The sequence below is a fragment of the Parasphingorhabdus marina DSM 22363 genome (genome assembly GCF_900128895.1).
GTDB classification, from domain to species: domain Bacteria; phylum Pseudomonadota; class Alphaproteobacteria; order Sphingomonadales; family Sphingomonadaceae; genus Parasphingorhabdus; species Parasphingorhabdus marina.
Window position 1 is genome coordinate 303,296 of the sequence record NZ_FSQW01000002.1, and the last position, 25,931, is coordinate 329,226.

At 55.9% G+C, this 25,931-nt stretch carries 29 protein-coding genes; 12 read left to right on the forward strand and 17 right to left on the reverse strand.

Translation table 11 applies throughout. From position 1 onward, the window contains the following. Positions 1-2: 2 nt before the first annotated feature. From tsaB to BUQ90_RS11055, 3 genes are read right to left on the reverse strand one after another with little or no spacing between them, the layout of a single operon-like run. The gene (gene tsaB, locus BUQ90_RS11045) at positions 3-629 is read right to left on the reverse strand and encodes a tRNA (adenosine(37)-N6)-threonylcarbamoyltransferase complex dimerization subunit type 1 TsaB (RefSeq protein WP_074205273.1); all 627 of its coding nucleotides are present in this window, start codon (positions 627-629) and stop codon (positions 3-5) included. 14 nt (positions 630-643) lie between these two features. Then, on the reverse strand, positions 644-1,237 hold the full coding sequence (locus BUQ90_RS11050) for a malonic semialdehyde reductase (protein WP_074205274.1): 594 nt from the start codon (positions 1,235-1,237) through the stop codon (positions 644-646). Between the two features lie 34 nt (positions 1,238-1,271). Further along, positions 1,272-1,844 (reverse strand): NifU family protein, encoded by a 573-nt coding sequence (locus tag BUQ90_RS11055; protein ID WP_074205275.1) that lies wholly within the window; start codon positions 1,842-1,844, stop codon positions 1,272-1,274. Positions 1,845-1,969: 125 nt separating this feature from the next. On the opposite strand from BUQ90_RS11055, the gene BUQ90_RS11060 reads away from it, so the two are divergent. Further along, positions 1,970-4,876 (forward strand): M16 family metallopeptidase, encoded by a 2,907-nt coding sequence (locus BUQ90_RS11060; RefSeq protein ID WP_074206363.1) that lies wholly within the window; start codon positions 1,970-1,972, stop codon positions 4,874-4,876. Positions 4,877-4,891: 15 nt separating this feature from the next. Here the strand turns inward: BUQ90_RS11060 and BUQ90_RS11065 are convergent, their stop codons facing one another. From BUQ90_RS11065 to BUQ90_RS11095, 6 genes are all read right to left on the reverse strand, one after another. Beyond that, a complete protein-coding gene (locus BUQ90_RS11065; RefSeq protein WP_074205276.1) occupies positions 4,892-5,533 on the reverse strand; it encodes a peroxiredoxin family protein in 642 nt (213 codons plus the stop codon). Positions 5,534-5,583: 50 nt separating this feature from the next. After that, a complete protein-coding gene (gene hslU / locus BUQ90_RS11070) occupies positions 5,584-6,885 on the reverse strand; it encodes an ATP-dependent protease ATPase subunit HslU (protein ID WP_074205277.1) in 1,302 nt (433 codons plus the stop codon). Between the two features lie 56 nt (positions 6,886-6,941). Further along, complete coding sequence (hslV, locus tag BUQ90_RS11075; RefSeq protein ID WP_143182919.1) at positions 6,942-7,484, reverse strand: ATP-dependent protease subunit HslV; 543 nt, start codon at positions 7,482-7,484, stop codon at positions 6,942-6,944. Between the two features lie 70 nt (positions 7,485-7,554). After that, positions 7,555-7,863: a putative quinol monooxygenase gene (locus BUQ90_RS11080; RefSeq protein WP_074205279.1), complete on the reverse strand. Its 309-nt coding sequence runs from the start codon at positions 7,861-7,863 to the stop codon at positions 7,555-7,557. A gap of 95 nt (positions 7,864-7,958) precedes the next feature. Next, the gene (locus tag BUQ90_RS11085) at positions 7,959-8,201 is read right to left on the reverse strand and encodes a hypothetical protein (RefSeq protein ID WP_074206364.1); all 243 of its coding nucleotides are present in this window, start codon (positions 8,199-8,201) and stop codon (positions 7,959-7,961) included. A 662-nt stretch (positions 8,202-8,863) separates the two neighbouring features. Then, complete coding sequence (locus BUQ90_RS11095) at positions 8,864-10,150, reverse strand: MFS transporter (protein ID WP_074206365.1); 1,287 nt, start codon at positions 10,148-10,150, stop codon at positions 8,864-8,866. Positions 10,151-10,335: 185 nt separating this feature from the next. Between BUQ90_RS11095 and pgsA the strand changes: the two genes are divergently transcribed. The 3 genes from pgsA to BUQ90_RS11110 are packed head-to-tail and all read left to right on the forward strand — an operon-like array spanning position 10,336 to position 11,606. Further along, positions 10,336-10,887 carry a CDP-diacylglycerol--glycerol-3-phosphate 3-phosphatidyltransferase gene (gene pgsA / locus BUQ90_RS11100; protein ID WP_074206366.1) on the forward strand — a complete coding sequence of 184 codons (552 nt, stop codon included), beginning with the start codon at positions 10,336-10,338 and terminating at the stop codon, positions 10,885-10,887. Positions 10,888-10,896: 9 nt separating this feature from the next. After that, on the forward strand, positions 10,897-11,160 hold the full coding sequence (moaD, locus tag BUQ90_RS11105; protein WP_074205281.1) for a molybdopterin converting factor subunit 1: 264 nt from the start codon (positions 10,897-10,899) through the stop codon (positions 11,158-11,160). Further along, entirely contained in the window at positions 11,157-11,606 is a 450-nt protein-coding gene (locus BUQ90_RS11110) for a molybdenum cofactor biosynthesis protein MoaE (protein WP_074205282.1), read from the forward strand. The genes moaD and BUQ90_RS11110 overlap by 4 nt, the downstream gene beginning before the upstream one ends. Here the strand turns inward: BUQ90_RS11110 and BUQ90_RS11115 are convergent. Continuing rightward, positions 11,603-12,538, reverse strand: coding sequence for a hydrogen peroxide-inducible genes activator (locus BUQ90_RS11115; protein ID WP_074205283.1), 936 nt, complete (start codon positions 12,536-12,538; stop codon positions 11,603-11,605). The two genes, BUQ90_RS11110 and BUQ90_RS11115, sit on opposite strands and share 4 nt — an antisense overlap. Before the next feature lie 154 nt (positions 12,539-12,692). Between BUQ90_RS11115 and epsC the strand changes: the two genes are divergently transcribed. Both epsC and BUQ90_RS11125 read left to right on the forward strand, forming a co-directional pair. Further along, positions 12,693-13,397, forward strand: coding sequence for a serine O-acetyltransferase EpsC (epsC, locus tag BUQ90_RS11120; protein ID WP_074205284.1), 705 nt, complete (start codon positions 12,693-12,695; stop codon positions 13,395-13,397). After that, positions 13,394-13,753 (forward strand): DUF2794 domain-containing protein, encoded by a 360-nt coding sequence (locus BUQ90_RS11125; RefSeq protein ID WP_074205285.1) that lies wholly within the window; start codon positions 13,394-13,396, stop codon positions 13,751-13,753. The genes epsC and BUQ90_RS11125 overlap by 4 nt, the downstream gene beginning before the upstream one ends. A 13-nt stretch (positions 13,754-13,766) precedes the next feature. On the opposite strand, the gene phoB is transcribed toward BUQ90_RS11125, so the two are convergent. The 7 genes from phoB to BUQ90_RS11160 form a co-directional block, all read right to left on the reverse strand. Then, positions 13,767-14,465, reverse strand: a complete 699-nt coding sequence (gene phoB, locus BUQ90_RS11130; protein ID WP_074205286.1) for a phosphate regulon transcriptional regulator PhoB — start codon at positions 14,463-14,465, stop codon at positions 13,767-13,769. Then, entirely contained in the window at positions 14,465-15,196 is a 732-nt protein-coding gene (gene phoU / locus BUQ90_RS11135) for a phosphate signaling complex protein PhoU (RefSeq protein ID WP_074205287.1), read from the reverse strand. Before phoU ends, phoB begins: the two co-directional genes overlap by 1 nt. 29 nt (positions 15,197-15,225) lie before the next feature. Continuing rightward, entirely contained in the window at positions 15,226-15,972 is a 747-nt protein-coding gene (gene pstB, locus BUQ90_RS11140) for a phosphate ABC transporter ATP-binding protein PstB (RefSeq protein ID WP_239447464.1), read from the reverse strand. A gap of 104 nt (positions 15,973-16,076) precedes the next feature. Beyond that, positions 16,077-17,345, reverse strand: a complete 1,269-nt coding sequence (gene pstA, locus BUQ90_RS11145; protein ID WP_074205288.1) for a phosphate ABC transporter permease PstA — start codon at positions 17,343-17,345, stop codon at positions 16,077-16,079. Further along, positions 17,338-18,720 carry a phosphate ABC transporter permease subunit PstC gene (gene pstC / locus BUQ90_RS11150; protein WP_074205289.1) on the reverse strand — a complete coding sequence of 461 codons (1,383 nt, stop codon included), beginning with the start codon at positions 18,718-18,720 and terminating at the stop codon, positions 17,338-17,340. Before pstC ends, pstA begins: the two co-directional genes overlap by 8 nt. Before the next feature lie 70 nt (positions 18,721-18,790). Then, entirely contained in the window at positions 18,791-19,834 is a 1,044-nt protein-coding gene (locus BUQ90_RS11155; protein ID WP_084192672.1) for a substrate-binding domain-containing protein, read from the reverse strand. 119 nt (positions 19,835-19,953) lie between these two features. Next, the gene (locus tag BUQ90_RS11160; RefSeq protein ID WP_239447417.1) at positions 19,954-21,231 is read right to left on the reverse strand and encodes a sensor histidine kinase; all 1,278 of its coding nucleotides are present in this window, start codon (positions 21,229-21,231) and stop codon (positions 19,954-19,956) included. A 224-nt stretch (positions 21,232-21,455) separates the two neighbouring features. Here BUQ90_RS11160 and BUQ90_RS11165 point away from each other — a divergent pair, with 224 nt between their 5' ends. The 6 genes from BUQ90_RS11165 to BUQ90_RS11190 all read left to right on the forward strand — a co-directional run bounded on the left by BUQ90_RS11165 (position 21,456) and on the right by BUQ90_RS11190 (position 25,926). Next, complete coding sequence (locus BUQ90_RS11165) at positions 21,456-21,884, forward strand: hypothetical protein (protein WP_074205291.1); 429 nt, start codon at positions 21,456-21,458, stop codon at positions 21,882-21,884. Positions 21,885-21,989: 105 nt separating this feature from the next. Continuing rightward, positions 21,990-22,277: an HPr-rel-A system PqqD family peptide chaperone gene (locus tag BUQ90_RS11170; RefSeq protein WP_074205292.1), complete on the forward strand. Its 288-nt coding sequence runs from the start codon at positions 21,990-21,992 to the stop codon at positions 22,275-22,277. After that, on the forward strand, positions 22,274-23,146 hold the full coding sequence (locus tag BUQ90_RS11175) for an HprK-related kinase A (RefSeq protein ID WP_084192673.1): 873 nt from the start codon (positions 22,274-22,276) through the stop codon (positions 23,144-23,146). Before BUQ90_RS11170 ends, BUQ90_RS11175 begins: the two co-directional genes overlap by 4 nt. Continuing rightward, on the forward strand, positions 23,143-24,171 hold the full coding sequence (locus tag BUQ90_RS11180) for a nucleotidyltransferase domain-containing protein (RefSeq protein ID WP_074205293.1): 1,029 nt from the start codon (positions 23,143-23,145) through the stop codon (positions 24,169-24,171). Before BUQ90_RS11175 ends, BUQ90_RS11180 begins: the two co-directional genes overlap by 4 nt. A 79-nt stretch (positions 24,172-24,250) precedes the next feature. Further along, positions 24,251-25,600: a bifunctional UDP-N-acetylglucosamine diphosphorylase/glucosamine-1-phosphate N-acetyltransferase GlmU gene (gene glmU, locus BUQ90_RS11185; RefSeq protein WP_074205294.1), complete on the forward strand. Its 1,350-nt coding sequence runs from the start codon at positions 24,251-24,253 to the stop codon at positions 25,598-25,600. Next, positions 25,597-25,926 carry a low molecular weight protein tyrosine phosphatase family protein gene (locus tag BUQ90_RS11190; protein WP_074205295.1) on the forward strand — a complete coding sequence of 110 codons (330 nt, stop codon included), beginning with the start codon at positions 25,597-25,599 and terminating at the stop codon, positions 25,924-25,926. Before glmU ends, BUQ90_RS11190 begins: the two co-directional genes overlap by 4 nt. The last annotated feature ends 5 nt before the right edge of the window (positions 25,927-25,931 follow it).

Here is a 25,931-nt window from a genome sequence, read left to right on the forward strand (position 1 = left end):
TTTTACGTTTCCTGCATGGTTTTTGCATCAGGTCGGCGTCCGTAAATAGCCCTCGCAGCCAGACTTCTGGCCGGAGCGGATAAAAGCAAGGCGTTGGCGGCGTCTGGCAGCATGGGGAGGGCGGACAGGCCTTCCGACTGTTCGGCCAGTGCTTCTGCGGCAGTTCCAGCAACATGCACACCCTTTGCACGGGCGAGAGCCTCGGTCGGCGGGAGGGACAGAAGTGCATCCACTGCAGTTCCCTTGCTATCAAAATTCTGGACAAAATACTCACCATGTCCGCCAAGCATTGCCACCATGATAAAATCATCATGATGATGGGCGGCCAGCGCCTGCGCTGCCACCAGATCCAGGCACTGATAGGAATAGACCGGCGCGCGCCAGGCCAGTCCCAGTGCCTTGCCAACAGAGAGGCCTATTCGAATGCCTGTGAAGCTGCCAGGCCCCCCATTAACGATGATCTGATCAGCTTTCCCCTTGTCAGGCAGGGACGCAATCAGCGGGATCAGTTTCTCGGCATGCCCGCGACCGATTTCCTGATACTCACAGGCAATCGCTTCACCATTTTCAAAAAGAGCCGCTGAACAAGCCGCTGTAGCTGTATCAATTGCGAGGATGCGGCAGTCCATCTCACAGTCGCCGGTCAGATTATCTTGTTGAACTTGCCAAATTCCGGTCGGGGGCTGCGTTCAAAAATGGTTTCGGGATCGCCATATCCGAGGGTGGATATGAAATTGGATCTCACACTGGGCTGGTCCGCAAAAAACGCTTTGTCCACGGCGTCATTGTCAAAGCCTGACATTGGCCCGGTGTCGAGACCCAGCGCCCGTGCCGCAAGAATAAAGTAGGCACCCTGGAGCGAACTGTTTCGCATGGCATGCACTTTTCGTGCCTCAGCATCACCTTCGAACCAGCTTTTGGCATCGGTGTGGGGGAACAGTTCCGGCAAATGGTCATGGAAATCCTGGTCCATGCCGATAACCACTGCTGCGGGCGCCTTTCGAATCTTGTCCTGATTGCCTTCCGCAGAGCAGTCGGCAAGTTTGTTGCGCGCTTCTTCCGAGTGGCACCAGACCAGGCGTGCGGGGAGCATGTTGGCGCTGGTTGGACCCATTTTCATCAGGTCCCAGATTGCATGCAACTGGTCAGTCGTAACCGGCTTGTCATGATAGCCGTTATAGGTTCGCGCTTCGCGAAACAGCTGGTCCAGTGCATCGTCAGTGAGCGGCATGTTCATTATGAAAAGTTTCCCTGAATAACCTTGTAATGAATCAGGCGGCCCTGACTTCAACAACTTCCGGCACATAATGTTTCAGCAGCGATTCAATACCATGCTTCAGCGTAGCGGTTGACGATGGGCATCCGGCACAGGCGCCCTGCATCTTGAGGAACACGACGCCGCGATTGAAACCGCGATAGATAATGTCGCCGCCATCATTGGCCACAGCCGGGCGCACACGGGTTTCAATCAATTCCCGGATTTGGGCGACGATATCGGCATCTTCCGGATCATCATGCACCTCTTCTTCTGGTGGAATATGAATCTCGCCAGCCGATCCTGGTTTGAACAGCGGAATGGCCGCCGTGAAATGATCCAGCAATATGCTCAGTACCTGAGGCTTGAGGTCAGACCAGTCAGATCCCGGACCAGCGGTGACGGAAATGAAGTCCGAACCAAAAAATACACCGGTCACATCGCCCAGCGTGAACAGGGCCTCGGCAAGAGGCGAAACTTCTGCATCTTCTGGCGAAGCAAAGTCGCGCGTGCCTTCCGGCATCACGGTCTGGCCAACGAGAAATTTCAGTGTTGAGGGATTTGGCGTCTTTTCGGTTTCTATCAGCATGAGTATAATGTGGTGCCAATTGTCATGGCTATCAAGGTCAAAATGTCCCGATCGAAGAGAAATTGCGGCTTTGGACCCGCCATTATTCACTGGTCAGTCAGAATTGGGCTGCTTATATCCGGGATATGAACGCAACTCTCCCGAAAAAGGCAAATGGCTTGCTGTACGCCGTATTTGCCCTGGCCCTTGTATTTTCTCCGTTTCCGGCGCTGTCGCAACCGGCAGATGCAACGGACACCACGACCGTTTCCGAACAGAGCGAACCTCTTCCCTGGCTCTACGAGCGCAGCGATGTCCCGGTTGATCGCAGCTGGACGTTCGGCAGTCTGGAAAACGGGTTGCGTTATGCCGTAAAACGCAATGGTGTTCCGCCGGGGCAGGTTTCCATCCGCGTACGTCTCGATGTCGGATCGCTGATGGAAATGGATCACGAACAGGGATTTGCCCATTTTATGGAGCACCTGTCATTCCGAGGCTCTACCTATGTCCCGGATGGCGAAGCAAAACGGGTATGGCAAAGGCTCGGCGCAACCTTTGGCAGTGACAGCAATGCTGAAACCACACCGACCCAGACAGTTTACAAACTGGATTTGCCCAATGCGAGCGCAGAGAGTCTCGACGAAAGCATAAAAATTATTTCCGGCATGATGTCTTCGCCCGGGCTGACTCAGACAGCTGTGGATGCCGAGCGCCCGGTGGTTCTTGCCGAACTGCAGGAAAGGCAGGGGCCGCAGACGAAGGTTCAGGACGCGACCCGTGCGCTGTTTTTCGCCGGCCAACGTCTGGCTAACAGATCTCCCATTGGAACGCCCGAGACGTTGCGAAATGCGAATCCGAGAGATCTGCAACTGTTTCATCAGCGCTGGTACCGTCCGGAAAACACGGTGATCGTTATTGCCGGAGACGGCGAGCCCGAAAAATTCGAGGAACTGATCCGCAAGCATTTCTCCAACTGGGAAGGCAAGGGCGAAGCGGGTCTGGCCCCATCATTTGGTGACCCGGTTGCCACCGCTGACACCAGTCGTCTCGTCATTGAACCGACATTGCCACAATTTGTTTCCATGGCCGTGGTCCGCCCCTGGCGCCAGGTTGATGACACGATTGTCTACAATCAGCAGATACTGATCGACCTGCTCGCGCTACAAATGATCAATCGCCGGCTGGAGGCCCGTGCACGGGCGGGAGGCAGCTATTTGCAGGCGAGTGTCAGCCAGGAAGATGTCAGCCGGTCCGTCGATGGCACCTTCATCAGCATTATCCCGATCGAAGAAGACTGGCAGGCGGCTCTGCGCGATGTCCGCGCGGTTATTGCCGATGCCACGACTTACGCTCCTTCAGAAGCCGATATCGCCCGGGAAATAGCTGAATTTGATGCGGCACTGGCGATTGGCGTGGAAAGCTATGCTACCGAAGCGGCTCGCAAACAGGCGGATGATATTGTCAATGCCGTCGATATCCGGGAAACTGTGGCGACGCCACAAACCGCGCTCGATGTCTTCCGAGACATGCGCGACCTGTATACGCCCGAGCGGCTGCTGGAATCGACGCGCAAACTGTTCGAGGGCGTTGCCACCCGGGCACTGCTGACCTCTCCGCGCGTTATCGAAGACGGCAAGGAGAAACTGGCCACCGTCCTCAGCAAGGAGGTCGAGGCCGCGCGCGATGTCCGCGTCGTGCAAAAGGATCTGGGCTTTGACTCGCTCAGAAAAATCGGCCGCAAGGGGCGGGTGAAATCGAGCGAGAAGATCCGCCGCTTTGATGTCGAAAAACTGATACTATCCAACGGCGTGCGGGTGCTGATGTTCCCGAACAAGGCTGAACGCAACAAGATCATGGTCAATGCGCGATTTGGTCGCGGATATGCCGGTCTTTCGGCTGATGAGGAAGGCCTGGCCTGGTCCGGTGCGCTGGCTCTTATGGCCAGTGGTGTCGGCAAGCTGGGACAAGAAGAGATCGACAAGATCACGACCGGCAGACGGATCAGTCTGAACTTCGCGATCGACAATGACGCCTTTGAAATCACTGCCGATACCCGCGCGGCAGATCTGGAAGATCAATTGCATCTGATCGCTGCCAAGCTGAAATATCCCCGCTGGGACGAGGCCCCGGTGGTCCGGGCGCGAGCGGCATCGATAATCGGCTATGACAGCTATTCGGCATCACCACAGGCTGTATTGCGTCGCGATCTTGACTGGCTGATCCGTGACAAGGATCCGCGCTGGAAAACACCTGACAAGACCGATTTCGAGCAGCTGACAGCCAAGCGCTTTCGGCAGTTCTGGAAACCGATCCTGCGGAGCGGTCCGGTCGAATTGATGCTGTTTGGAGATTTTGACCGGGACGAAGCGGTCGAAGCCGTTCTGAAGACTTTCGGGGCGCTGCGGAAACGGCGCGCACCAGAGTCGGGCGATGAGATACAGTCGCCGGAATTTCCATCGCCGCAAACCGGTCCGGAAATTCTCGTTCACAAGGGTGATCCCGAACGGGCTGCCGCATTGATCGCCTGGCCGACAGGCGGAGGGCTGGATCAGGTTCGTGAAAGCCGAAAACTGGAAGTCCTGGTTTCGATATTCAATGACCGCATGTTCGAAATCCTGCGGTCCAGGGAAGGGGCCAGTTACAGCCCCCAGGTCGTGAACAACTGGCCGGTGGAATTTGACAGCGGCGGTTTTATCAGTGCCTCCAGCCAGCTGACGCCTGACAATATTGACCGCTTCTATTCAGTCGCGGGCCTGATCGCGAAGGATTTGCGCGAAAACCCGGTCAGCGAAGATGAGCTGAAGCGCGTCATTGAACCTTTGCGTCAGCTTATTGCCCGGGCGAGCAGCGGCAACAGCTTCTGGATGAGCCAGATGGAAGGTGCGACGTTCAATCCCCGCAAATTCGAGGTTTTGCGCACTTTTCTTTCGGACTACACGGTCATCACACCGGCAGAAATACAGGCGCTTGCGAACAAGTATCTTGTCGATTCCCGGCGCTGGAAACTTGTGGTCCTGCCGGAATCCCGTCGAGGTGATGCGCAGGGCAGTTAGGAAATAAGCAGACGGTCAGCTGGCTGAATCGACGATGGCCAGGACCTGCTCATTTGTTGGCCGCTTGCGATAGTCACCAGAGACCGATTTGGCTGTGATCTTGCCACTCGTATCGATCACTACCACTGATGCATAGGGCACACCCACGGCTTTGCCCTCGGTATATTGCGGGTCTCTCAGGCCGAAGGCGTCGATTGCAGCCGAGCTCTCATCCGAGAGCATCCGGTAGTTGAGCATCTGGTTTTTGGAGAACCGGTTCTGGCTTTCCACGCTGTCATAACTGACACCGTACAGTGTATATCCGCGTTGCTCCAGGTCACTCACAATCCCGTTAATGCCTTTCAGCTGTGTCTGGCAAAATGGGCACCATTCAACCGACCGCGTGAAAACCAGTACCGCGGGGCCTTTTGCGACGATTTCGGAAAGCGAAGCTTGCCCATCTTCAGTTTGAAATACTGAGTCGAGAGGGGCGGTTTCTCCGAGTGTCAGACCCGCATCTATAGTCGGCAAGTCTTCAAGTCCCAATGGTTCGGCTTTGGGCATTTGTGATGCCGCGGATTCTGCATCACCGTTTTCGGGGGCGGTTTCAGCTGTGCCGCAGGCGGTCAGGGCGAGCGCTGATGCGGCTGCCAGAACAGTGGATCGGATACTGGTCATGAATCATCCTCGTTTAAATTTCCCGGTATTCGCTGGCATGGTGTCAAAAGTTACAGCACATATTTGGACAAATCCGTATCTTTGGCAACATCGGACAACTGCCGGTCGACATATTCGGCATCAACCGTAACGGATTGTCCCTTTTTGTCTTCGGCCTCGAAGCTGATTTCGTCGAGCAGCTTTTCCATCACTGTCTGGAGACGCCGGGCGCCGATATTCTCAACCGTTTCATTCACGTTGGCGGCGATCTGTGCCAGTTTTTCAATCGCATCAGATGTGATATTGATCGTCACATCCTCGGTTCCAAGCAGCGCGACATATTGTTCGGGCAGATTGGCCTTGGTTTCCGTCAATATCCGGACAAAATCTTCTTCCGTAAGCGCACGCAATTCCACGCGTATGGGCAGACGCCCTTGCAATTCGGGGAGCATGTCGCTGGGTTTCGAGACATGGAATGCACCCGATGCGATAAACAGGATATGATCGGTTTTCATCGGGCCATATTTTGTGGCCACGGTCGTTCCTTCGATCAACGGAAGCAGATCGCGCTGCACACCTTCACGGCTGACCGAACCGCCGCGCACATCGCTGACGGCAATTTTGTCAATTTCATCGAGGAAAACGATGCCGTTGGATTCCGCGTCGGTGATCGCAGAACGTGCAATATCATCGTCATCGAGGCGCTTGTCTGACTCCTCCTCGATCAGTTTGTCCCAGGCATCTGCGACCCGCATCTTGCGGCGCTTCATGTTGGCCTGACCAAAGGCCTTGCCCATCATGTCGGACAGATTGATCATGCCCACCTGACCAGACATGCCCGGAATCTCCATGGGCGCGTTGGGTGTGTCCTCCACCTCGATTTCGATCTCGGTGTCGTTCATGTGATTGTCGATCACCCGCTGGCGAAAGCTTTCACGGGTCGCTTCGCTGGCATTCTCGCCGCACAGGACATCGAGCAGCCGCTTCATCGCGGCTTCTGACGCTGCGTCCCTGACCGCGAGACGACGGCGTTCGCGTTCCAGCCTTACAGCCTCTTCGGCCAGATCGCGGGCAATCTGTTCGACATCACGTCCGACATATCCGACCTCGGTGAACTTGGTTGCCTCGATCTTGATAAATGGCGCATCCGCGAGCTTTGCCAGACGCCGCGAAATTTCGGTTTTGCCGCAGCCCGTGGGTCCGATCATCAGAATATTCTTTGGCGTGACTTCATCACGCAGTTCCGCCGGCAGCTTTTGTCGACGCCAGCGATTGCGCAAGGCGACCGCAACAGCACGCTTGGCGTCCTTTTGTCCGACAATATGTTCGTCCAGAGCTTTGACTATCGCTTTGGGAGTGAGTTCATCCAGCATGTTGGGCCTTTATAAGGGAAGAGTTACTTGTGGGCAGGGGATGGCGATATGGCCGTTCAGCTGCTGCTGTCGAGGCTCTCAATCGTCACCTGGTCATTGGTGTAGACGCAGACTTCTGCTGCAATGGCCATCGATTTTCGGGCCAGAGTTTCCGCATCCTTCTCATAGTCCATCAGTGCGCGGGCAGCGGACAGGGCATAATTGCCGCCTGAACCAATCGCGGCAATGCCGTGCGTAGGTTCCAAAACATCGCCATTACCGGTCAGGATCAGCGTCACTTCCTTGTCGGCAACGATCATCATCGCCTCGAGATTGCGCAGATATTTGTCTGTTCGCCAGTCCTTGGCCAGTTCCACGGCCGCGCGCATCAGCTGGCCGTTGTGACGTTCCAGCTTGGCTTCAAGGCGTTCGAAAAGTGTAAAGGCATCGGCTGTTGCACCAGCAAATCCGCCAATGACCGAGCCGTCATGCAGCTGCCGGACCTTGCGGGCATTGGGTTTCATCACCGTCTGACCCATGGAAACCTGGCCGTCGCCGATCACTACGACCTTGCCATTCTTACGGGCGGATAAAATGGTAGTGCCATGCCACTGCTGCATGCCATGTTGCTGATTTTCTATCATGAAACGGCATATGGGAAATAGAGGTCCGTTGTGCAACCACAACTGTTCAGCTTTGCATCATGACCCGCACTTCTTCGCCCTCATACATGCGGACATCCATCTTCCCGATCTTCACGGATGCGAGGGCGGCGTTGAACCGGGCCATATGTTCGGTTTGAAAATGGGCATTGAGATCCGCTTCCGATTTCCACCGTTCCACAATGTGGAAAAGATCTGGCCGGGCGGCGTCCTGTGAAAAGCTGTAATGCAGACATCCCGGTTCGGAGGCTGACGTCTTCATCATGTCGGCTACAGCGGGTCTGATGGTCGCAAAGTCCTGCTCCGCGATTTCAACCCATCCCTGTACCATTATCATTCCAATTTCTCCCAAGGTCCGATTCCACTAGTCTTTCGGCCAAAAAAAATGGCGACCAAATGGCCGCCATCTTTAAAACTGTTTTCCCAATGGCCTCAGGGGCTGGTCGGGGTATCGTCGGAGCCGTCAGCTGCGATGATGATGCCTGCGATAACTGCAGCAGCAGCCAAAACAGCGATGATGATGCCGGATCCGCCTTCGAGTTCACTCTCGTCGGAAGTTGCAGCGCCTACGCGCTCAACCTGGCTGGAAACTGGCTGAACAGCCTGTGCGAACACAGGTGCACTTACCAGCGATGCAGCTGCAACAGCCGCCATACCTACTTTACCGAAACGCATATTTTGCTCCTTCAGGGTTTCGCATTTCATTCAATAGCGTGGCAGATGCCACAACAATGCTTTGAAATCAACCAGATTTCATAATCGCCCACCGATTTTGTGCAGTTGTGGCAAAGATCACACATGAGGGGTTGAACGGGTTTGGCCGGAAAGAACCATAAACCTCGCAAGTTACGGAATTGTTTGCATAATATCGAAGTTCCATCGGTAACTGGTCCGGCGAGCTTCTGGAGAACGGCGGCAGCAACTGACGCCCGGCCGATAGAACAGGATGACATCCGGTCTGCGATTTCAGAGGGCCATGAAGCAGCAGGGTGAAGGGGATGGCAGATCTGTGCCGCATTGGAACAGTGGCGTACAAGGCAGGATTTTGAACTGGTGCAAATCCCTAATAAATTGTTAACGCACTGCCATGGTTGAGGAAAGAAACAGGGCGCTGGCACTGCGCAACGAGGGGGCAAGGCACCCTTTTCGATTAAAACTGCCAAGAGAAGCGCTGATTGTTGCCCCGGAAGAAAGGGTACTGGTCAACGAGCCAGAACGCCGACTTTTGCTGAATGAGGACGTACACATGTTCGTTCTCAGTTTCCTGGCGTTCTTCACGGCCTTTTATCTGTTCATCTTTTGATTTGCGAACAACTGTCGCCGGCTGTTCTCCGGTTTCAGTCACAGGCCAAATGTAGCTGCTGGCCCAACCAGGCGGCCACCACGCACATGGCGGCGACCAGGAGCAGCTGATCGGTTGTTGAGACTCCCAGCATGCTGAGACCGAGGGCCGCAAGTGCCCCCAGCACCATGCATCCCGAATTGACCACATTGTTCGCAGCGATCGTGCGGGCCGTTTCACTGATATCGACAGTCGTGGTCAAAAATGCGTAGAGCGGAACGACAAACATGCCTCCAAATATCGCAACCCCGGCCAGAGTGGCGAGCAGAACCCAGGCACCGTCATGCATCATGAAGGTCTGGAACGTGTACAGCTCGCCACCCGACAAACCCTGCCAGTTCCGGGCAATGAAGAACAGGATGACGACAAATACTCCCATCAATATAACGCTTATGGGAGCAAAGCGCGCGGATACTTCACTCTTCAACAGCCGATTGATCAGGATGGAACCAAGGGCGATTCCTATGGAGAAGACTCCCAAAAACAGGCTGGCAACGGCGGGTGTGGAAGTGAGTACGTTCTTGACCAGCGGCGGAAACTGAATGACCAGCACCGAGCCGATGGTCCAGAAAAAGCTGATGGCAACAATGGCCAGATACAGCCGGCGAATATGCATGGTGGCGGAAATAAGCTGAATGGAGGATCGAATGAAGTTGAAGTCAATTTTCTCGAGCTTCTTTTGCGGTGGGGCCGCGGGCATGAATTCGCATCCGATCCGGCCCACGATAGCAACTGCAAGTACGGAAAATACCGCAATTTCGACCCCGTTTCCTTCGCTGTCAATGATGATGCCGCCAAGAATGGTTCCTGCCAGAATGGCGATATAGGTTCCCGCCTCGACCAGACCTGTGCCGGCCAATACTTCATCTTTCTCCAGATGTTGCGGGAGAACCGCATATTTGATTGGCCCAAAAAAGGTTGACTGCAAGCCGAGCAAAAACAGCGCGGTGAGCATTGTCGGAACGGACTGGTACCAGAGACCGAGACCACCAATAATGGCGATCACAATTTCGAGCGTTTTGACAAAGCGTGTTATCCGGGCCTTGTCATAATTATCAGCCAGCTGGCCGGCCAGGGATGAAAACAGGAAAAAGGGCAAAATGAAAATTCCGGAAGCAAGCGCGTTGAACTGGAATTCCTGCGCAGGGTCCTGATAAATCCCGTAGGTCACGAGAATGACCATCGAGAATTTGAAAAGGTTGTCGTTGAATGCCCCCAATAGCTGGGTGATGAAAAGCGGCCAAAAACGGCGCTTGGCCAGAAGTCTGAGGGCGGATGACATGTTCGGGAATTCCTGTTGTGTCCAGTGTTCCGACAGGGCTTTTTCGAGTGCCACCGTAACGATGTGGCCGCGAAGCGCAAGATATTGAATTTTCGAAACTTCCAATCAGCAAGACCGGCGAAGGCAGGGGCTGGCAAAGGTTGGGATTTCCCTTTGTGCAAAATCCGTTTATGGGCATTCCCGAAATGCTAAATCTCCCCAACATCCTGACCCTGTCCCGCATATTTGCGCTGCCGTTTCTGGTTGCCCTGCTTTGGTGGCAAAAATGGGAGTTAGGCTATTTGCTGGCTTTCGGGCTCTATTCGCTGATGGCGATCACGGACTATTTCGACGGTTATCTGGCAAGAGCCCAGGGAACGGTATCGAAGCTGGGAATATTTCTGGATCCGATAGCTGACAAGATCATGGTGGCATCGGTGATCCTGATGCTTTGTGCCAAGCAGTATATCGAAGGCCCTCATGTAGTCGCGGCACTGATCATTTTGCTGCGCGAAATCGCGGTTTCCGGGCTTCGCGAGTTTCTGGCCGGGTTGCAAGTCAGCGTCCCGGTTTCCCAGCTCGCCAAGTGGAAAACGACATTTCAGTTGATATCGCTCGGATCCCTGATTCTGGCTGCCGGTTTGCCGCAATATGGCTTGATAGAAAGCGTGGGCATCTGGACATTGTGGGCGGCCGCAATATTGACCCTGATCACCGGCTGGGACTATCTCCGGGTCGGATTGAAGCACATGGACTGACAGTCGATCATGGCCGGAGAACTCGACATCGTCTATTTCGCCTGGGTCAAGGAACGTCTTGGCCGACCGGAAGACAGGATTGCGGTTCCCGACGGCGTAAGCACTGTAGGTGGACTGATCGATTATCTGTGTCAGCAGGATGCCAGCTATGATCAGGTGTTTGCAGATCGCTCCCGCCTTCGCTTCGCGCTCGACCAGCAACTGGTTCACGCAGATGCAAAGCTGGACAATTCCCGGGAACTGGCGATTTTTCCGCCAGTGACAGGCGGATGATTACCATATCCGTCTCGCAAAAGGATTTCGATTCAGGAGCCGAGATTCGGAAAATCGCTGATCTTGGCGGTGGCGCCGTGGCAAGCTTTACAGGACAGGTTCGCGGGGATGCTGATCTTGTGGCATTGGAACTGGAGCATTATCCGGCGATGACTGAGCAGGCTCTGCGAACCATTGCCGATGACGCGGCTGAAAAATGGGCGCTGCACGGAATTACCATCATCCACAGGGTTGGCCGGCTGCAGGTCAATGATCAGATTGTTCTGGTCTGCACCGGCTCGGATCATCGCCAGGCAGCGATATCCGCCTGTTCGTTCATCATGGACAAGCTCAAGACTGTTGCGCCGTTCTGGAAAAAGGAAATCTGGAAAGACGGTTCTGAAACCTGGGTGGAGGAGCGGCAGTCAGATCTTGATGCAGCCGCGGAATGGAAAGGCCGCGCCTAGGCAGCCGCCTTCCGGTCTTTCGATCGCATCCAGTCCTGACCGTCCCGCATGATTTCGGCCAGCAACCGGAATTCTTCCTTGCGCGGACTGTTGCGTCGCCAGACGAGGGCAATCTCACGGTAGGCACGGTCGGATTTTATCGGGCGCGCGATGATGTTCGTATGTTCCAATATGCCGCTGTCGACCGACATTTTCGGCAGCAGGGTGAGCCCGAGCCCGTTGTCGACCATTTGCACCAGCGTGTGGAGCGAAGTGCCCATCATCCGTGCCGACGCCCGGAGTTCCGGACGGTTGCAGGCGGCGAGTGCATGATCTTTCAGGCAATGCCCGTCCTCGAGAAGCAAAAGCCGGTTTTCATCGATCAGGGCAGGATCGACAGATTTGGGCGGATCGCGGGGGTCGTCCTTCGGGAAGGCGACAAAGATTTCATCGCGGAAGAGCAATTCTGATTCAACATCACCGCACGGAAAGGGGTGTGCAAGCAGAACACAATCGACCTGGCCATGATGCAGGGAGTCACAAGCAGACTGACTGGTCTCTTCCTTGAGGTACAGTTTCAGTTCGGGGCGGTCTTCGCGTAGCCTGGGAAGCAGTTTGGGAAGAAGGAACGGGGCAATGGTCGGAATAACGCTCATCCGGACGTCCCCTGCCAGCGGTTTTCCGGCGGAACGAGCCATTTCCGACAGTTCCTCCGCCTCGCGCAGGATGCGGTGCGATTTTTCGACCATCTGATTGCCAAGTTCCGTAAACCGGACGACACGACGCGTTCGTTCGACCAAAACGACATCCAATAGTGTTTCCAGTTCCTTGATCCCGGCGGAAAGCGTGGATTGCGTTACATAACAGGCCTCGGCTGCCCGGCCGAAATGCCCGTGCTCCTTCAGGGCCACCAGATATTGTAGCTGTTTCAAAGTAGGAAGATAGGACGACATAATCTAATTCCTCGATATATTGGAGCCCATTAATCTGTTCTGGTGATAAATGCGAGAGGGAATATGTCTTCCGAGCCAATCAGTTGCAAAAAAGGACTGGAAAAACATCTGAACGAGGCCTAGTTTTACATTCTCTACTAAACCGGAGAGCAATATGTTTCGGGACCTTGGCGAATATCTGGACTCCATCAAGGCAAGGGACCCCGCTCCCAGGTCGCGATGGGAGGTTTTGCTTTATCCTGGCATCCTGGCAGTCGGCATGCACCGAATTGCGCACTGGCTGTTCAAGGGAGAGCTCTATTTCTTTGCCCGGTTCATCAATCATATTGCCCGCTTCTTGACTGGAATTGATATTCATCCGGGGGCGAAAATCGGACGACATCTCTTTATCGATCACGGCTTTTCCGTGATCGGCGAAACCGCGGAAATCGGTGACAATGTGACGATTTATCAATGCGTGACTCTGGGCGGAACCAATCCCGCAAATGGTGTCGGTGGCAAACGCCACCCGACCATCGAAGATGACGCGATATTGGGTTCAGGTGCACAGATACTGGGCCCCATCACCGTCGGTCGCAGGGCCCGGATCGGGGCCAATGCCGTTGTCACACAGGACGTGGCTGAGGGGGCCACCATGGTTGGCGTAAGAGCGCGCCCGACACTGGTGCAGGTAGAACAGTATCAGAAGGAATTCACGCCATACGGAACGCCCTGCAGTGAAGTGTTCGATCCGGCGACCCAGAAACTGGAAATCCTGCAGTGCGAAATGGAACAGCTCCAGAAACGCATCGCCGCCTATGCCGAAGAGCGGGATTCGGGGTCTGCAGACAAGATCACCGATGAAAGAGACAGTGCTTGACGCGCGCTGACGCGAACAATGTTGCGGTGTTTCCGGGACGCGGATCACCGGCTGTACAAGTTGGCTTCGAACGGCGCGAAATGGAGCGCATTCTGAATCTTTATGGCCGTATGGTCGCCGCTGGCCACTGGCGCGACTATGCGATGGATATGGGCAAGGAAGCCGCCATTTTTGCCGCATTCCGGCGTACATCCGAACGCCCGCAGATGCGGATCGAGAAACGGCCTGCCAATCGCAACAAGCAAGGCATGTGGACGCTGCATGGCGAGCATGGCCAGATCCTCAAGCGGGGTCATGAACTTGCCGGAGTCCTGGCACCGATGGAACGGCGTTTGATGAAGATTGTTGAGAGCTAGGCGGGGCTGACGCCTAGTTCCCTGCCTCTGTATCCAGAGCATATCCTGCCGAACGGACAGTGCGGATAATATCCGGTCGACCGCCAGCATTTAGTGCCTTTCGCAATCGCCGGATATGGACATCCACAGTACGCAATTCGATATCGCTGTCCTGGCCCCAGACGCTGTCGAGCAGGCGTTCGCGGGAAAACACCCAGTTGGGATGTTCCAGAAAGTGCCGAAGCAGGCGAAACTCGGTCGGCCCCAGTGGTATGGTATCGCCGCCGCGCTTCACCTTGTGTCCGACCGTGTCCATTTCCAGATCCGCGAAGGCCAGCTTTTCGCCGGCAAGAGCAGGGCGCACCCGGCGCAGCACGGCCTTGACCCGGGCAATCAACTCGCGCGGGCTGAATGGCTTGGTGATATAGTCGTCCGCACCGGTTTCCAGTCCACGGATCTTGTCTTCCTCTTCTCCGCGAGCGGTGAGCATGATGATCGGGATGTTGGCCGTTTCGGGAGAACGACGCAGCCGTCGGCAAACTTCAATGCCGGACAGGTTTTCTATCATCCAGTCGAGCAGAATTACATCCGGGCGGTTTTCTTTGACCAGAAGCAAGGCCTCCTCGCCGTCAGGCGTATGCAGGACGTCATATTCTTCTTTTTTGAAGTTCCAGGAGAGAAGTTCAGCCAGTGCGGCGTCATCTTCGACCAGAAGAAGCTTCGCATTTTGCATCAGCTGGCCTCATCCCCGGACGGTTGTTCGAGGAGGTCGGTCGGATTCTCTCCCCGATCGCGTTCCGGCATCGGTTCGCCTCTGGCCGCGAAATAGACCATTTCCGCCACATTGGTGGCGTGATCACCGATCCGCTCCAGATTTTTGGCGATGAACAGCAAATGGGCCGCTTCCCCGATATCCTTGGGGTTTTCGATCATGTGGGTGATCACTGCGCGGAAAATGCTGGTATAGAAGTCATCGACGACCTGATCCCGTTCACTGACTTCCAGCGCCAGCTCCGCATCCCTGCGGGCGAAAGCTTCGAGAGAGTCGCGAACAAGTTCCGACGCAATGCGCGACATGGAAGGCAATAGCGAAATGGGCCCCAGTTTCTTGCCACCCGTAATCAGCGGGACGCGCTTGGCAATATTTTTTGCATAGTCGCCAATTCGCTCAACCACGCCCGAGATTTTGAATGTGGCAATCAGTTCACGGAGGTCATCGGCCATCGGAGCGCGCAAGGCGATCGTCTGGAAGGTTAAATCGTCGATTTTCTGTTCGAGTTCATCGATCAGCTTGTCATCCTCGACGACCTGCGCCGCCAGGTCGAGGTCATGATTTTTGAGCGCTTCCATCGAGCGGGCGATCGCCTGTTCGCTGCGTCCACCAATTTCCGCCACCATGCCGCGCAGCTCGTTGATATCTGTATCAAACGCCTTGACGGTATGTTCTGTGCCTGTGTTGGGCATATTCTGGGTTCCTTCGCTTGCCGGCCCGCTTATCCGTAGCGGCCGGTAATGTAATCCCGCGTCTTGTCCTGTACCGGATTGGTAAAGATATCCGACGTCACACCATATTCGACCAGCGTTCCGAGATGGAAAAATGCGGTGCGCTGGGACACGCGTGCGGCTTGTTGCATGTTATGGGTCACGATCACGATAGCATATTTGCCGCGAATTTCATGGATCAGCTCTTCGATTTTCGCTGTGGCGATCGGATCCAGCGCCGAACAGGGCTCGTCCATCAGGATCACTTCCGGATCGACAGCGATGGCCCTGGCGATACACAATCGCTGTTGCTGACCGCCGGAAAGTGCCGTTCCGCTATCCTGCAGCCGGTCTTTTACCTCGCCCCACAGCCCGGCGCGTTGCAGGGAATTCTCAACAATCTGGTCAAGCTCCTCCTTGCCCGTCGCAAGGCCATGAATTTTCGGACCATAGGCGATGTTGTCGTAAATCGACTTGGGGAAGGGGTTGGGCTTTTGGAAAACCATGCCGACCCGCGCTCTTAACTGGACCACGTCCATTTGCGGTGCATAAATGTCTTCGCCTTCCAAAGTGATGTCCCCCGTCACTTTGGCAATGGGAATGGTGTCATTCATCCGGTTGAGACAACGCAGAAATGTCGATTTGCCGCAACCGGACGGACCGATAAAGGCGGTGACATTGTCCATGTTCACATCGATCGAGACATCCTTGATCGCCTGTTTCTCGCCATAAAAAACGTTCACATTGCGGGTTGTCATCTTTGGCGGACCGTCACCGGCGCTGATCTCGGACAGGGTGCTTTCCGTCGACGGCGAATTGTTGTCGGCCATCTCGGCCGTTTGCATGTCAGTCATATCATCACCTACCATCGCGTTTCAAAGCGGTTACGCAAATATATCGCAACCGCATTCATCGTGAGCAAAAATATCAGCAGAACGATAATCGCCGCCGACGTTTTTTCGACAAAGCCGCGATTGACCTCGTCCGACCAGAGAAAAATCTGAACCGGCAACACCGTCGCCGGATCGGTCACACCGTCGGGCGGCGTCGCGATAAAGGCGCGCATCCCGATCATCAGCAGCGGAGCGGTCTCGCCAAGAGCCCGTGCCATGCCGATAATGGTACCCGTCAAAATGCCCGGCAATGCGAGTGGCAGGACGTGATGGAACACGACCTGGATCGGGCTTGCGCCGACGCCCAGCGCAGCTTCGCGTATCGAAGGCGGGACAGCCTTAACGGCGTTGCGACCGGAAATGACGATCACCGGCATGGTCATCAGGGCCAGCGTGAGGCCGCCCACCAGAGCGGCTGATCGGGGCAGGCCGAAAAGGTTGAGAAAAACGGCAAGACCCAGAAGGCCAAATATGATGGAGGGAACCGCTGCCAGATTGTTGATCGAAACCTCAATCATGTCGGTATAACGGTTCTTCGGCGCATATTCCTCGAGATACAGGGCGGCGAGAACGCCGATCGGGAAGGCCAGCGCCAACGTCACGAACATGGTGATCAGTGAGCCCTTGAGCGCGCCCCAGATTCCGACCTGCATCGGATCCGTCGCGTCGGAATTGCCTAGGAAATTCCAGTTGAATCCGGTACCCAGTTGATCCGAAAGTTCTTCCACTTTCCTTTCCGCCTCGGGATTGCCATCGCCTTTATAGGCAACATCCAGTTCTGACTCGACGGGCAGGGAAAGGGTCGCCGTCTGTTCCAGTAGCGCGGGATCATCAAGAATGGCGTTGCTCACCGCTCGCCAGGCACCGCCAGAGAAAAGCTCAGTTCCTTCGTCACCATATTGCAGTTCGATGCTGGTGTTGACGATGTCCTGCAGGCCGAGGGCGCGCAGTTTGGCATCGGCATCCGGACCTTCATACTGGCTCGCAGATGCGCCGCCGGTCATTGCAGGAAAGTCAATTTCCAGCGGCAGTTCGGTTTGGGTGAAACCACGCAAACCGTTGCCCATCATGACAAGCAGCAGAAACGCCAGAAATCCTGCCGACAGGACAATGGCAGTCAGGCCCAGCGCCTTGAAGCGGCGCTCAGCGGCATAGCGTTTGGCAATGCGCTTCTGCATGGCATCGCTTTGCCAGTCGGTTGGCCTGCGGACCCCGGATGTGGTTGCCACGTTATTCATAAGCTTCCCGATATTTCTTGACCACGCGAAGGGCGATCAGGTTGAGCAGAAGCGTGACAATGAACAGCACCAGACCCAGCGCAAAGGCGGCGAGGGTTTTCGGACTGTCAAATTCCTGATCACCGGTAAGCAGCTTGACGATCTGGGTTGTCACGGTCGTCACACTGGAAAACGGGTTGGCGGTCATATTGGCGGCAAGGCCGGCTGCCATGACGACGATCATTGTTTCGCCAATCGCCCGGCTCACCGCCAGCAATACGCCGCCGACGACGCCCGGTAAAGCTGCCGGGATCAGGACTTTCTTGATGGTTTCGCTTTTGGTTGCGCCCATCGCCAGGGAACCGTCGCGCATCGCGCTGGGTACGGCAGCGATGCTGTCGTCCGCCATGGAGGAAACAAAGGGAATGATCATGATCCCCATGACCACACCAGCAGCCAGCGCAGATTCGGAGGATGCCCCGGAAATGCCGATGGAAACGGCGAAGTCCCGCAAGGCCGGTGCGACAGTCAATGCAGCGAAATAGCCGTAAACAACCGTTGGGACCCCAGCGAGAATTTCCAGTATCGGTTTCATCCACTGCCGGAAATTGGCGGGTGCATATTGAGTGAGGTAGATGGCGCTCATCAGGCCCAGCGGTATCGCGACGATCATCGCAATGATGGCGCCAATGAAGACCGTGCCCCAGAATAGCGGTATCGCGCCAAAGCCCGTTTCTCCGCGCGGACCCGCTACAGCCTTCGGATTCCACTCGGTTCCGAACAGAAAATCGAGAGGCGAAACCATCGAAAAGAAGCGCACGGATTCAAAAATGAGCGACACAAAAATACCGACAGTGGTGATCGTTGCGATCAGCGAAGCGAGCAGCAACGTGATCATGGTCACCCGCTCGATCTTGGTTCGCGCCCGAAGTTCAGGCTTGAGCCGCAACCAGGAAAACACCCCACAGGCAAAAACCAGCAGCAGCGCGGCGACCATGCCCAGGGTCTGATACCAGGAAATCGCAGCGCGATAGGGCTCAACCATTGTTTCAGACAGCGGGTTGAATGCCTGATCCTGCTGACCCTGCGCAATGGCTCGTGCTTCCGAAAGGATCGAACCACGCGTGAAGGCATCTTGCGGAAGCTGCTGGGCGGCAGGACTGGACAGCGCGGTTTCGGTGACCAGGCCCGGAGTGACAAGATTCCAGACGATGAGAAAAACCGTGGCCGGGACAATCGCCCACAGCGCGACATACCAGCCATGATAATTCGGGCGGGAATGGACGAGGCTCCGGCTGTCAGCCGAAGATGCAAAGCTCGCCGCCTTGGCCTTGCCGAAAAACCAGGCGAGGGCTCCCAGTATGACAATCAGGAGAAAGAGAATGGAGCCAGTCACGAGTCAGTGTATATCCCTGATTTGTCGGGAAAACGGAGCCCGGTGGGGGCCGGGCTCCGTTTTTCGGATATTATTTCAGTTCGTCGCCGGTCAGAACGGGAAGATCTGATGCCACAGTGGCCATGTTGGTGCGGACGTCTTCGGGCGATGCAATGAGCCCGATCTTCACCAGATACCCGTCATCGCCACCCGCTTCGACAAACGCGGTCAGAAAATCCTGCAATCCGGGGATGACACCGACATGTTGTTTCTTTGCATAGATATAAAGTGGACGGGCACCGGGATATTCTCCGGAAGCGATCGCATCATAGGCTGGCTCCACCCCGGAAACGGAAATGCCGCGGACACTGTCGAGATTTTCTTCCAGGAAGCTATATCCGAAAATTCCGACGCTGTTCGGGTTGGCCTTCAGCTTCTGGACGATAAGGTTATCGTTCTCACCGGTATCGATATACGGTCCGTCGGCACGGACATCATGGCAAATCGCGTCGAACGCATCGCCATCCGTATCCTTGAGTGCTTTCGTCGCATCATCGGTTTTGCACCCGACTTCCATGATCAGTTCGGTCAGCGCATCGCGTGTGCCCGAGGTTGACGGGGGACCGTAAACACTGATCGCAATATCCGGCAGGCTGGAGTCGACGTCAGACCATTTCGTGGTGGTGTTCTTTTCGCCATAGGGATTTTCCGCAATGGCCTCATAGATCTGCCTGGGCGTCAGCATGATCGCCGGGCCTTCATTAGCCTGGGCGATAGCAATTCCGTCAATCCCGACCTGCAATTCAACAACGTCAGTAACACCGTTTGTCTGGCACATTTCGAATTCACTGGCCTTCATGCGCCGCGATGCATTGGCAATATCCGGCGTTTCCGAGCCGATGCCAGCACAGAAGAGCTTCATGCCGCCGCCGGTTCCGGTTGATTCGAGAATCGGAGAACTCCGGCCTTCATCGGCACTGAATTGTTCCGCCACGGCCTTGGCAAAAGGAAACACGGTGGATGATCCGACAATGCGGATTTCACTCCGGTTTCCACCCTGGCCTCCGGACGCCTGGTCCTGACAGGCGGAGAGTGCGAGCGCAGGTATCGCGAGAAGCGCGATTTTCTTAATCATTTGGCTGTCCCCGTAAATCTAATGTTAGAGCGTGTTTTTCGTACAAGAATCACTAACCAATTCCCGTTCGGAATGACCGCTTATTAGGCAGATGCAATGTCCGGTAGATGACAGATATATTACAAATTTGTGACAGCCTCGCCAGCGGCCTTTCCCGATTCATCTGCAGTTGCAGATTCCTTCATGACTGGCAGGTAGACGGATACCGTGGTGCCGACCCCCAATTCGCTGGTGATTTCCATCCGGCCGCCATGTCGTTGGGTGATGTGTTTCACGATGGCGAGTCCCAGACCAGTCCCGCCAATGGCCTTGCTGCGACCTTTGTCGACCCGGTAAAATCTTTCGGTGAGGCGGGGTATGTGATCCACAGCAATTCCATCACCCTGATCTGTGACCGAGAGCCTCAACATCGAGCCTGAGCGATTGGGTTCCACCTTGACGGTCACCGGTTTGGCCTTGTGGCCATATTTATAGGCATTGCTGACCAGATTGTGGAGCAGTTGCGATAGTTGCGACAAGTCACCGCGGATCTTGGGCATCTCGTCAGGCAGGCTTAGCTTGAAATCTGCGTCCTTCCGGCCCCGGCTCTCAAGATAAAACCGCCGCACGTCCATGATCAGATTTTCAAGATCCAGCGGTTCTTCGGGGAGCTGGAATTTTTCGGCCTCAATCCGCGACAGCGACATCAGGTCTTCGACAAGACGTTGCATGCGGTCCGCTTCGTCATACATGACCTTCAGAAAACGGGCTCTGGTGTCATCATCCTTGCCGGCTGCGGGATCTTCAAGGGTTTCCAGAAAGCCCTTGATTGCCGCCAGCGGCGTGCGCAACTCGTGGCTGGCATTGGCAACAAAATCTGTCCGCATGCGCTCAGCGGCATAACGGCTGCTCTGGTCGGACAGCTGCACGAGCTTGAGTCCGTCATTCAACCCGTGAATGCGCAGTTCCCAGCGCTGCTCGGCGTTCCCGACACCAACCAGCAGAATGGGTTCGCCGCTATGCTTTGCATTAGGGTTGGCCAGCCGATCGGCGGCAGCGGGGTGGCGGATCGCGATACGGACGTCTTCGCCAACAATGTGATTTCCCAGAACCGCCTCTGCTGCAGGATTTGCTGCCGCTACTTTCGCGTTGCGGATCAGCAAGATCGGATCGGTGATTGGATCGATAATATCCTGATAGGCTGCTGACCGGCCCTGAAACAATATCTGCTTTCTTTCCCGGTCCAGCTGCGCCAGATCTGGCCGTGTTTCCCTTGGATTGTGAAGGGCTACAACGGCAATAGCGGCCAGTCCCATGACCGACATGAACAGGATTTCCGCCAGAGTGCTGGCGGCGCTGCTGGCCAGTATCGCGCCGGCGACGACAAGGAACATGGCAACAAGGAAACGTACGGTCAAAGGAGCGGCCACCCGGATGAGGAACTTGGTACGGAATCGATTTTACTCCCGATCGCGCCAACATCGCAATGCATTTGTGGGATTTCCGGCGCTGACGTCATGACGTCATTAACAAGTTACCGGCATTTGTCCCGATTGTGGACGACAAATCAGGCAGCCAACTGTTTTCTCGCCATTAACGGAATTTGCCTATATATGGCCGTTCAACAGGAACGGACAGCAGCATGGCGAACGATAGCAAACCCAATCCGCAAAGCGGTCAAGACCGTCAGAAAGGCGAAAATGCTGGCATCGTGACCCGTCGTCGGGCTCTGATGATGGGGGCTGTGACCGCTTCTGCTGTGGTCAGTATCAAACCCGCGCTTGCCCAGACCGCAGGATCCGTGCTGAACTGTGAAATCCCCATCCCGGGCAATCATGCGGCCGGGGGATATATAGCGCCTGATGGAAAGGTGGTGCCACCGGACACTCCAGGCGCTTTTCCGCCTGCCTATGACAGTTTCTCGGGAGAGGAAATCCGGCGCGCGATGAGCGGTCGTTCGTTGCCCGGTGTTTCCCGGGAGCAGTCCAAGGCTTATGTGAACTATGTACGCCGCCTGCAATCCGGTCAAAGCGGATTCACTTGCTACGCATCTCTGCAGATGCCGCGCTAGGCGGGTTTTAAGCCGGTTTTTCCGGGCAACCAATTTTAACGTTTTTCTGCTATCCAACCATGCAAATTGAATGACTTGCATGATGCGGAACTTTGTAAAAGCACGATGAGCCAGCAGTATAAACTCAGGACCGGGGAAACCCTGATCGAGCATGTGCTCGACAGCATGACCGCTGTCTTTCAGGCGTCATCTGGAATAACGCATCTGGTCACCGATCCGGTTCCGGCGATATTGGAAGTCCTGAGCGATCAATTTGTGGACAGCGATCAGGTCGCTGAACGTCTGCAACGCCAGTTTGATCTCCAGGCCGATGCCGACGTGGCGGCGGTTGTCGCAGCGCGGCTCGAGGAGCTGTGGCAGCTGGGCCTGGTGGAACGGCGTACGGCGCCGTGAATCCGCTACAGGAAACCCATCTGGCAATCGGTCCTGCCCGGTTCCGGATCGCTTTGGCCTGGAAGCAGCCGCTTGAACTGTTGAAACGGCTATATGCCGACTATCCCGATCCTGATGACGGGTTTGCCGATTTTACCGTCCGTCTGGAACCGGACAAGCCATGGCGGCGCTTCATTCGGCCTTCTGTCCATATTTCCGGAGATTTCTGGTTGCCGGACGCCGCGCCATTGCCGCTTGAGCAGGGCCTTCTGGCGGCAGAAATGGGAATGAACCTGCAAATGGCACTGGGCTGGCGGCGCCACCTTTTGCTGCATGCCAGTACGGTGGAGAAGGATGGCCGGGCGTTGATCATGACCGGCTTGTCCGGGTCCGGAAAATCCACGCTTTCGGCAATGCTGGGAGAACGGGGCTGGCGCTTCATGGGTGATGAATTTGCTTTGCTGTGCCCAGATACCGGGCAGATATATGCCTTTCCGCGTCTGGTCAGTTTGAAGAACTCGGCCATCGCGGCGATGCAAAAGGAGCTTCCGGATGACAGATTCGGACCGCTTCTGAAGGCGACGCCAAAGGGCGACATTCGTCACCTCAAACCTGCCGCCGAAGCCATTGCCAATATGCATGAACCAGCCAGGCCTGCACTTCTGCTGTTCCCGCGCTTTGGTTACGAACCCGCTATTCGCAAAATGGGTCAATCAGAAATTTTTGTCCGGCTGACCCAGGCATCGACCAATTATGTTGCTTTGGGAGAGGCCGGTTTTCGCGCGCTCACCGAATTTGTCGATCAGGTGCCGGCGCGTGCCATCGACTACCAGTCGGGTGCGGAAGCAGAGGAAATTATCAACCGGCTTTGGGACGAGCTGGCATCATGAGCAATGCCTGGCCTCTTGTCCGCGCGCTGCGGGATCCGGCTTCGGTCCGGGGGCTTGATGGGGCAGGCTGGACCAATCTTGTCAGCATGGCCCGCGCGGAATCCCTGATCGGCAGTCTGGCGCACCGGTTAAAGGAGGAGGATGTGCCCGCTCGGGTACGCCCGGTGCTGGATGATGCCATCGCTGCGCACCAACTGGCCCGGCAACAGGCTCTATGGGAAGCCGATTGCACGCGCCGGGCGCTGGCCGGTTACTCCGGGAAAGTGGTCTTGATGAAAGGGACTGCTTATGTCGCTGTCGATCTCGACGCGGGTATCGGCCGCAGCATCGGTGATCTCGACATCATGGTGGCGCGGGAGGATCTGAAGCAGGTTGAGCATATGCTGCTCGACGCGGGCTGGGAATGGGTCAAGCCGGATCCCTATGACGATCAATATTACCGCGAGCACATGCATGAATTGCCGCCGCTGATCCACCGGGATCGCGACCGGATGATCGATGTGCATCATACGACGTTGCCGCTGACGGCCAGGCCAACACCCGATGCACGAGCGATGCTGGATGCCGCGGTTCAGCTTGAAACAGGCCAATATGTTATGGCCCCGGCAGATATGGTTCTGCACGCCGTGGCCCATCTTGTTGCCGACGGAGACCTCGCCGGGGGTCTCCGAAACCTGTGGGATATTGACCAGCTGATCAGGGAATTTGCCAAAGGCGACGAGGCATTCTGGGTCAGCGTCGAAGAACGGGCAAAAGCGCATGGTCTTGCCCCACATTTGGCCCGCGCCTTGCGGCTTGCTGCCCGGCTTTACGGTACACCTGTTTCGCAGTCTGTTGCCGGAGTCGGGCAATTCTCTGACTGGATCCATGAACGCCGCCTGCTCGCGCGCGACGGCTGGGGACGGGAAACGCGCAAACTGACCCGCCTGATATTCTATATTCGCTCTCACTGGCTGCGGATGCCGCCGCTGATGCTCGCACGGCATCTGTTTGTGAAGTGGCGCAAGGGGCAGGGGGCTGCATGACATCACAACTGCAATCAGACTGGCATAAGCCGCTGTCCCGTGGCATGGGGCGGCAAGTCATGTTTACGGGAAAATATCAATGACCACTCGACCTCTCGCCGCAATCATTCTGGCCGCCGGTCAGGGCACCCGGATGAAGTCCGAAACCCACAAGGTTCTGCATCCAATCGCGGGCAAACCGATGCTGCATCACTTGCTGGACACAGTGGACTCTATCGGTGTGGAACGGACCGTGGTCGTGGTCGGCGCACGTCGGGAGCAAATCGAGGCCAGTGTCGCAGATCGTCAGGTCGATATCGCTGTGCAGGAAGACCAGCTCGGCACAGGCCATGCCGTGGCGCAGGCCCATGACGCCCTCGAAGGCTTTGCGGGAGACGTGCTGATTCTCTACGGCGACGTGCCGATGGTCAGCGCTGCAACGATGGAACGGATGATAGCGCGCCTGAACGACGGCACCGATCCCCGTGCAGTGGTCCTGGGGTTCCGGCCGAACGATGCCGGTGCCTATGGCCGGATTATTGCCGATGACCAGGGCGAAATCGCCAGGATGGTTGAGTATAAAGATGCCAATGACGCCGAACGCGCGGTGAATCTGTGCAATAGCGGGCTGATGGCCGTGCGGTCGACCGATCTCTTCATCTTGCTTGACCAAATCAGCAATGACAATGCGGCGGGCGAATATTATCTCCCCGACATCGTGATGCTGCCCGGCCAGCACAGCGCGGTTATCGAGGTTGATGAACCGGCGGAAGTGGCGGGGGTCAACAGCCGCAGTGAACTGGCCGCCGTCGAAGCCGAATGGCAGGCGCGTCGTCGCGAGCAGGCCATGGCCGATGGTGTGACCCTGATTGCCCCGGAAACCGTCTGGTTTTCGCATGATACAGCCGTTTCTTCAGATGTCGTCATAGAACCCAATGTCATTTTTGGACCAGGCGTATCCATTGCATCCGGTGCGACCATATTCGGTCACAGCCATATCGAGGGGGCAACTATCGGGGCGGGGGCCAAGGCGGGTCCCTTCGCACGTCTGCGTCCCGGTGCCGTGCTGGAAGAAGGGGCAAAAATCGGCAATTTTGTCGAAATGAAGAAGGCGGTGCTGGGCAAGGGTGCCAAGGCCAGCCATCTCACTTATCTCGGCGATGCCGAAGTGGGCGAGGGCGCCAATATCGGTGCCGGCACGATCACCTGCAATTATGACGGCTATTTCAAGTACAAAACTACCATCGGCAAAGGCGCTTTCATTGGCAGCAACAGCGCACTGGTGGCGCCGGTAAATATCGGTGATGGCGCGATTGTCGGGGCCGGAGCGACAGTCACCAAAGACGTGAAAGCCGGAGATCTGGCATTGGTGCGCCCCGAGCAAACCGCGAAAAAGGGCTGGGCCGACCGGTTCAACGCGGTGAGCGCGAAGAAGAAGGCCGGGAAGTGAAGCGGAAGTTTCTGTTTGTTTGCAGTCAAAACAAATGGAGAAGCCCAACCGCCGAGCAGATCTTTTCAGAACGAACAGATATTGACGTCAGCTCAGCCGGCACCAACAATGATGCTGAAAACCCCCTCGATACTGAGCAGGTCGAGTGGGCCGACGTCATCGTGGCAATGGAGCGCCAACACCGGACCAAGATTCAGCAACGTTTCAAAACGGCCATAAACGGCAAGAAAATCGTCGTGTTGGGCATTCCGGACAACTACCGTTTCATGGACTCTGATCTCATTAGATTGTTGAAGGAAAAAATGCGCCGTCACTTTCCCAATTGACATGA

Excerpts from the sequence above, each read along its gene's own strand:
- tsaB (WP_074205273.1), bottom strand. The coding sequence starts at position 629 with ATGGACTGCCGCATCCTCGCAATTGATACAGCTACAGCGGCTTGTTCA.
- BUQ90_RS11050 (WP_074205274.1), bottom strand. The coding sequence starts at position 1,237 with ATGAACATGCCGCTCACTGACGATGCACTGGACCAGCTGTTTCGCGAA.
- BUQ90_RS11055 (WP_074205275.1), bottom strand. The coding sequence starts at position 1,844 with ATGCTGATAGAAACCGAAAAGACGCCAAATCCCTCAACACTGAAATTT.
- BUQ90_RS11060 (WP_074206363.1), top strand. The coding sequence starts at position 1,970 with ATGAACGCAACTCTCCCGAAAAAGGCAAATGGCTTGCTGTACGCCGTA.
- BUQ90_RS11065 (WP_074205276.1), bottom strand. The coding sequence starts at position 5,533 with ATGACCAGTATCCGATCCACTGTTCTGGCAGCCGCATCAGCGCTCGCC.
- hslU (WP_074205277.1), bottom strand. The coding sequence starts at position 6,885 with ATGCTGGATGAACTCACTCCCAAAGCGATAGTCAAAGCTCTGGACGAA.
- hslV (WP_143182919.1), bottom strand. The coding sequence starts at position 7,484 with ATGCAGCAGTGGCATGGCACTACCATTTTATCCGCCCGTAAGAATGGC.
- BUQ90_RS11080 (WP_074205279.1), bottom strand. The coding sequence starts at position 7,863 with ATGATAATGGTACAGGGATGGGTTGAAATCGCGGAGCAGGACTTTGCG.
- BUQ90_RS11085 (WP_074206364.1), bottom strand. The coding sequence starts at position 8,201 with ATGCGTTTCGGTAAAGTAGGTATGGCGGCTGTTGCAGCTGCATCGCTG.
- BUQ90_RS11095 (WP_074206365.1), bottom strand. The coding sequence starts at position 10,150 with ATGTCATCCGCCCTCAGACTTCTGGCCAAGCGCCGTTTTTGGCCGCTT.
- pgsA (WP_074206366.1), top strand. The coding sequence starts at position 10,336 with ATGCTAAATCTCCCCAACATCCTGACCCTGTCCCGCATATTTGCGCTG.
- moaD (WP_074205281.1), top strand. The coding sequence starts at position 10,897 with ATGGCCGGAGAACTCGACATCGTCTATTTCGCCTGGGTCAAGGAACGT.
- BUQ90_RS11110 (WP_074205282.1), top strand. The coding sequence starts at position 11,157 with ATGATTACCATATCCGTCTCGCAAAAGGATTTCGATTCAGGAGCCGAG.
- BUQ90_RS11115 (WP_074205283.1), bottom strand. The coding sequence starts at position 12,538 with ATGTCGTCCTATCTTCCTACTTTGAAACAGCTACAATATCTGGTGGCC.
- epsC (WP_074205284.1), top strand. The coding sequence starts at position 12,693 with ATGTTTCGGGACCTTGGCGAATATCTGGACTCCATCAAGGCAAGGGAC.
- phoB (WP_074205286.1), bottom strand. The coding sequence starts at position 14,465 with ATGCAAAATGCGAAGCTTCTTCTGGTCGAAGATGACGCCGCACTGGCT.
- phoU (WP_074205287.1), bottom strand. The coding sequence starts at position 15,196 with ATGCCCAACACAGGCACAGAACATACCGTCAAGGCGTTTGATACAGAT.
- pstB (WP_239447464.1), bottom strand. The coding sequence starts at position 15,972 with ATGACAACCCGCAATGTGAACGTTTTTTATGGCGAGAAACAGGCGATC.
- pstA (WP_074205288.1), bottom strand. The coding sequence starts at position 17,345 with ATGAATAACGTGGCAACCACATCCGGGGTCCGCAGGCCAACCGACTGG.
- BUQ90_RS11155 (WP_084192672.1), bottom strand. The coding sequence starts at position 19,834 with ATGATTAAGAAAATCGCGCTTCTCGCGATACCTGCGCTCGCACTCTCC.
- BUQ90_RS11165 (WP_074205291.1), top strand. The coding sequence starts at position 21,456 with ATGGCGAACGATAGCAAACCCAATCCGCAAAGCGGTCAAGACCGTCAG.
- BUQ90_RS11170 (WP_074205292.1), top strand. The coding sequence starts at position 21,990 with ATGAGCCAGCAGTATAAACTCAGGACCGGGGAAACCCTGATCGAGCAT.
- BUQ90_RS11180 (WP_074205293.1), top strand. The coding sequence starts at position 23,143 with ATGAGCAATGCCTGGCCTCTTGTCCGCGCGCTGCGGGATCCGGCTTCG.
- glmU (WP_074205294.1), top strand. The coding sequence starts at position 24,251 with ATGACCACTCGACCTCTCGCCGCAATCATTCTGGCCGCCGGTCAGGGC.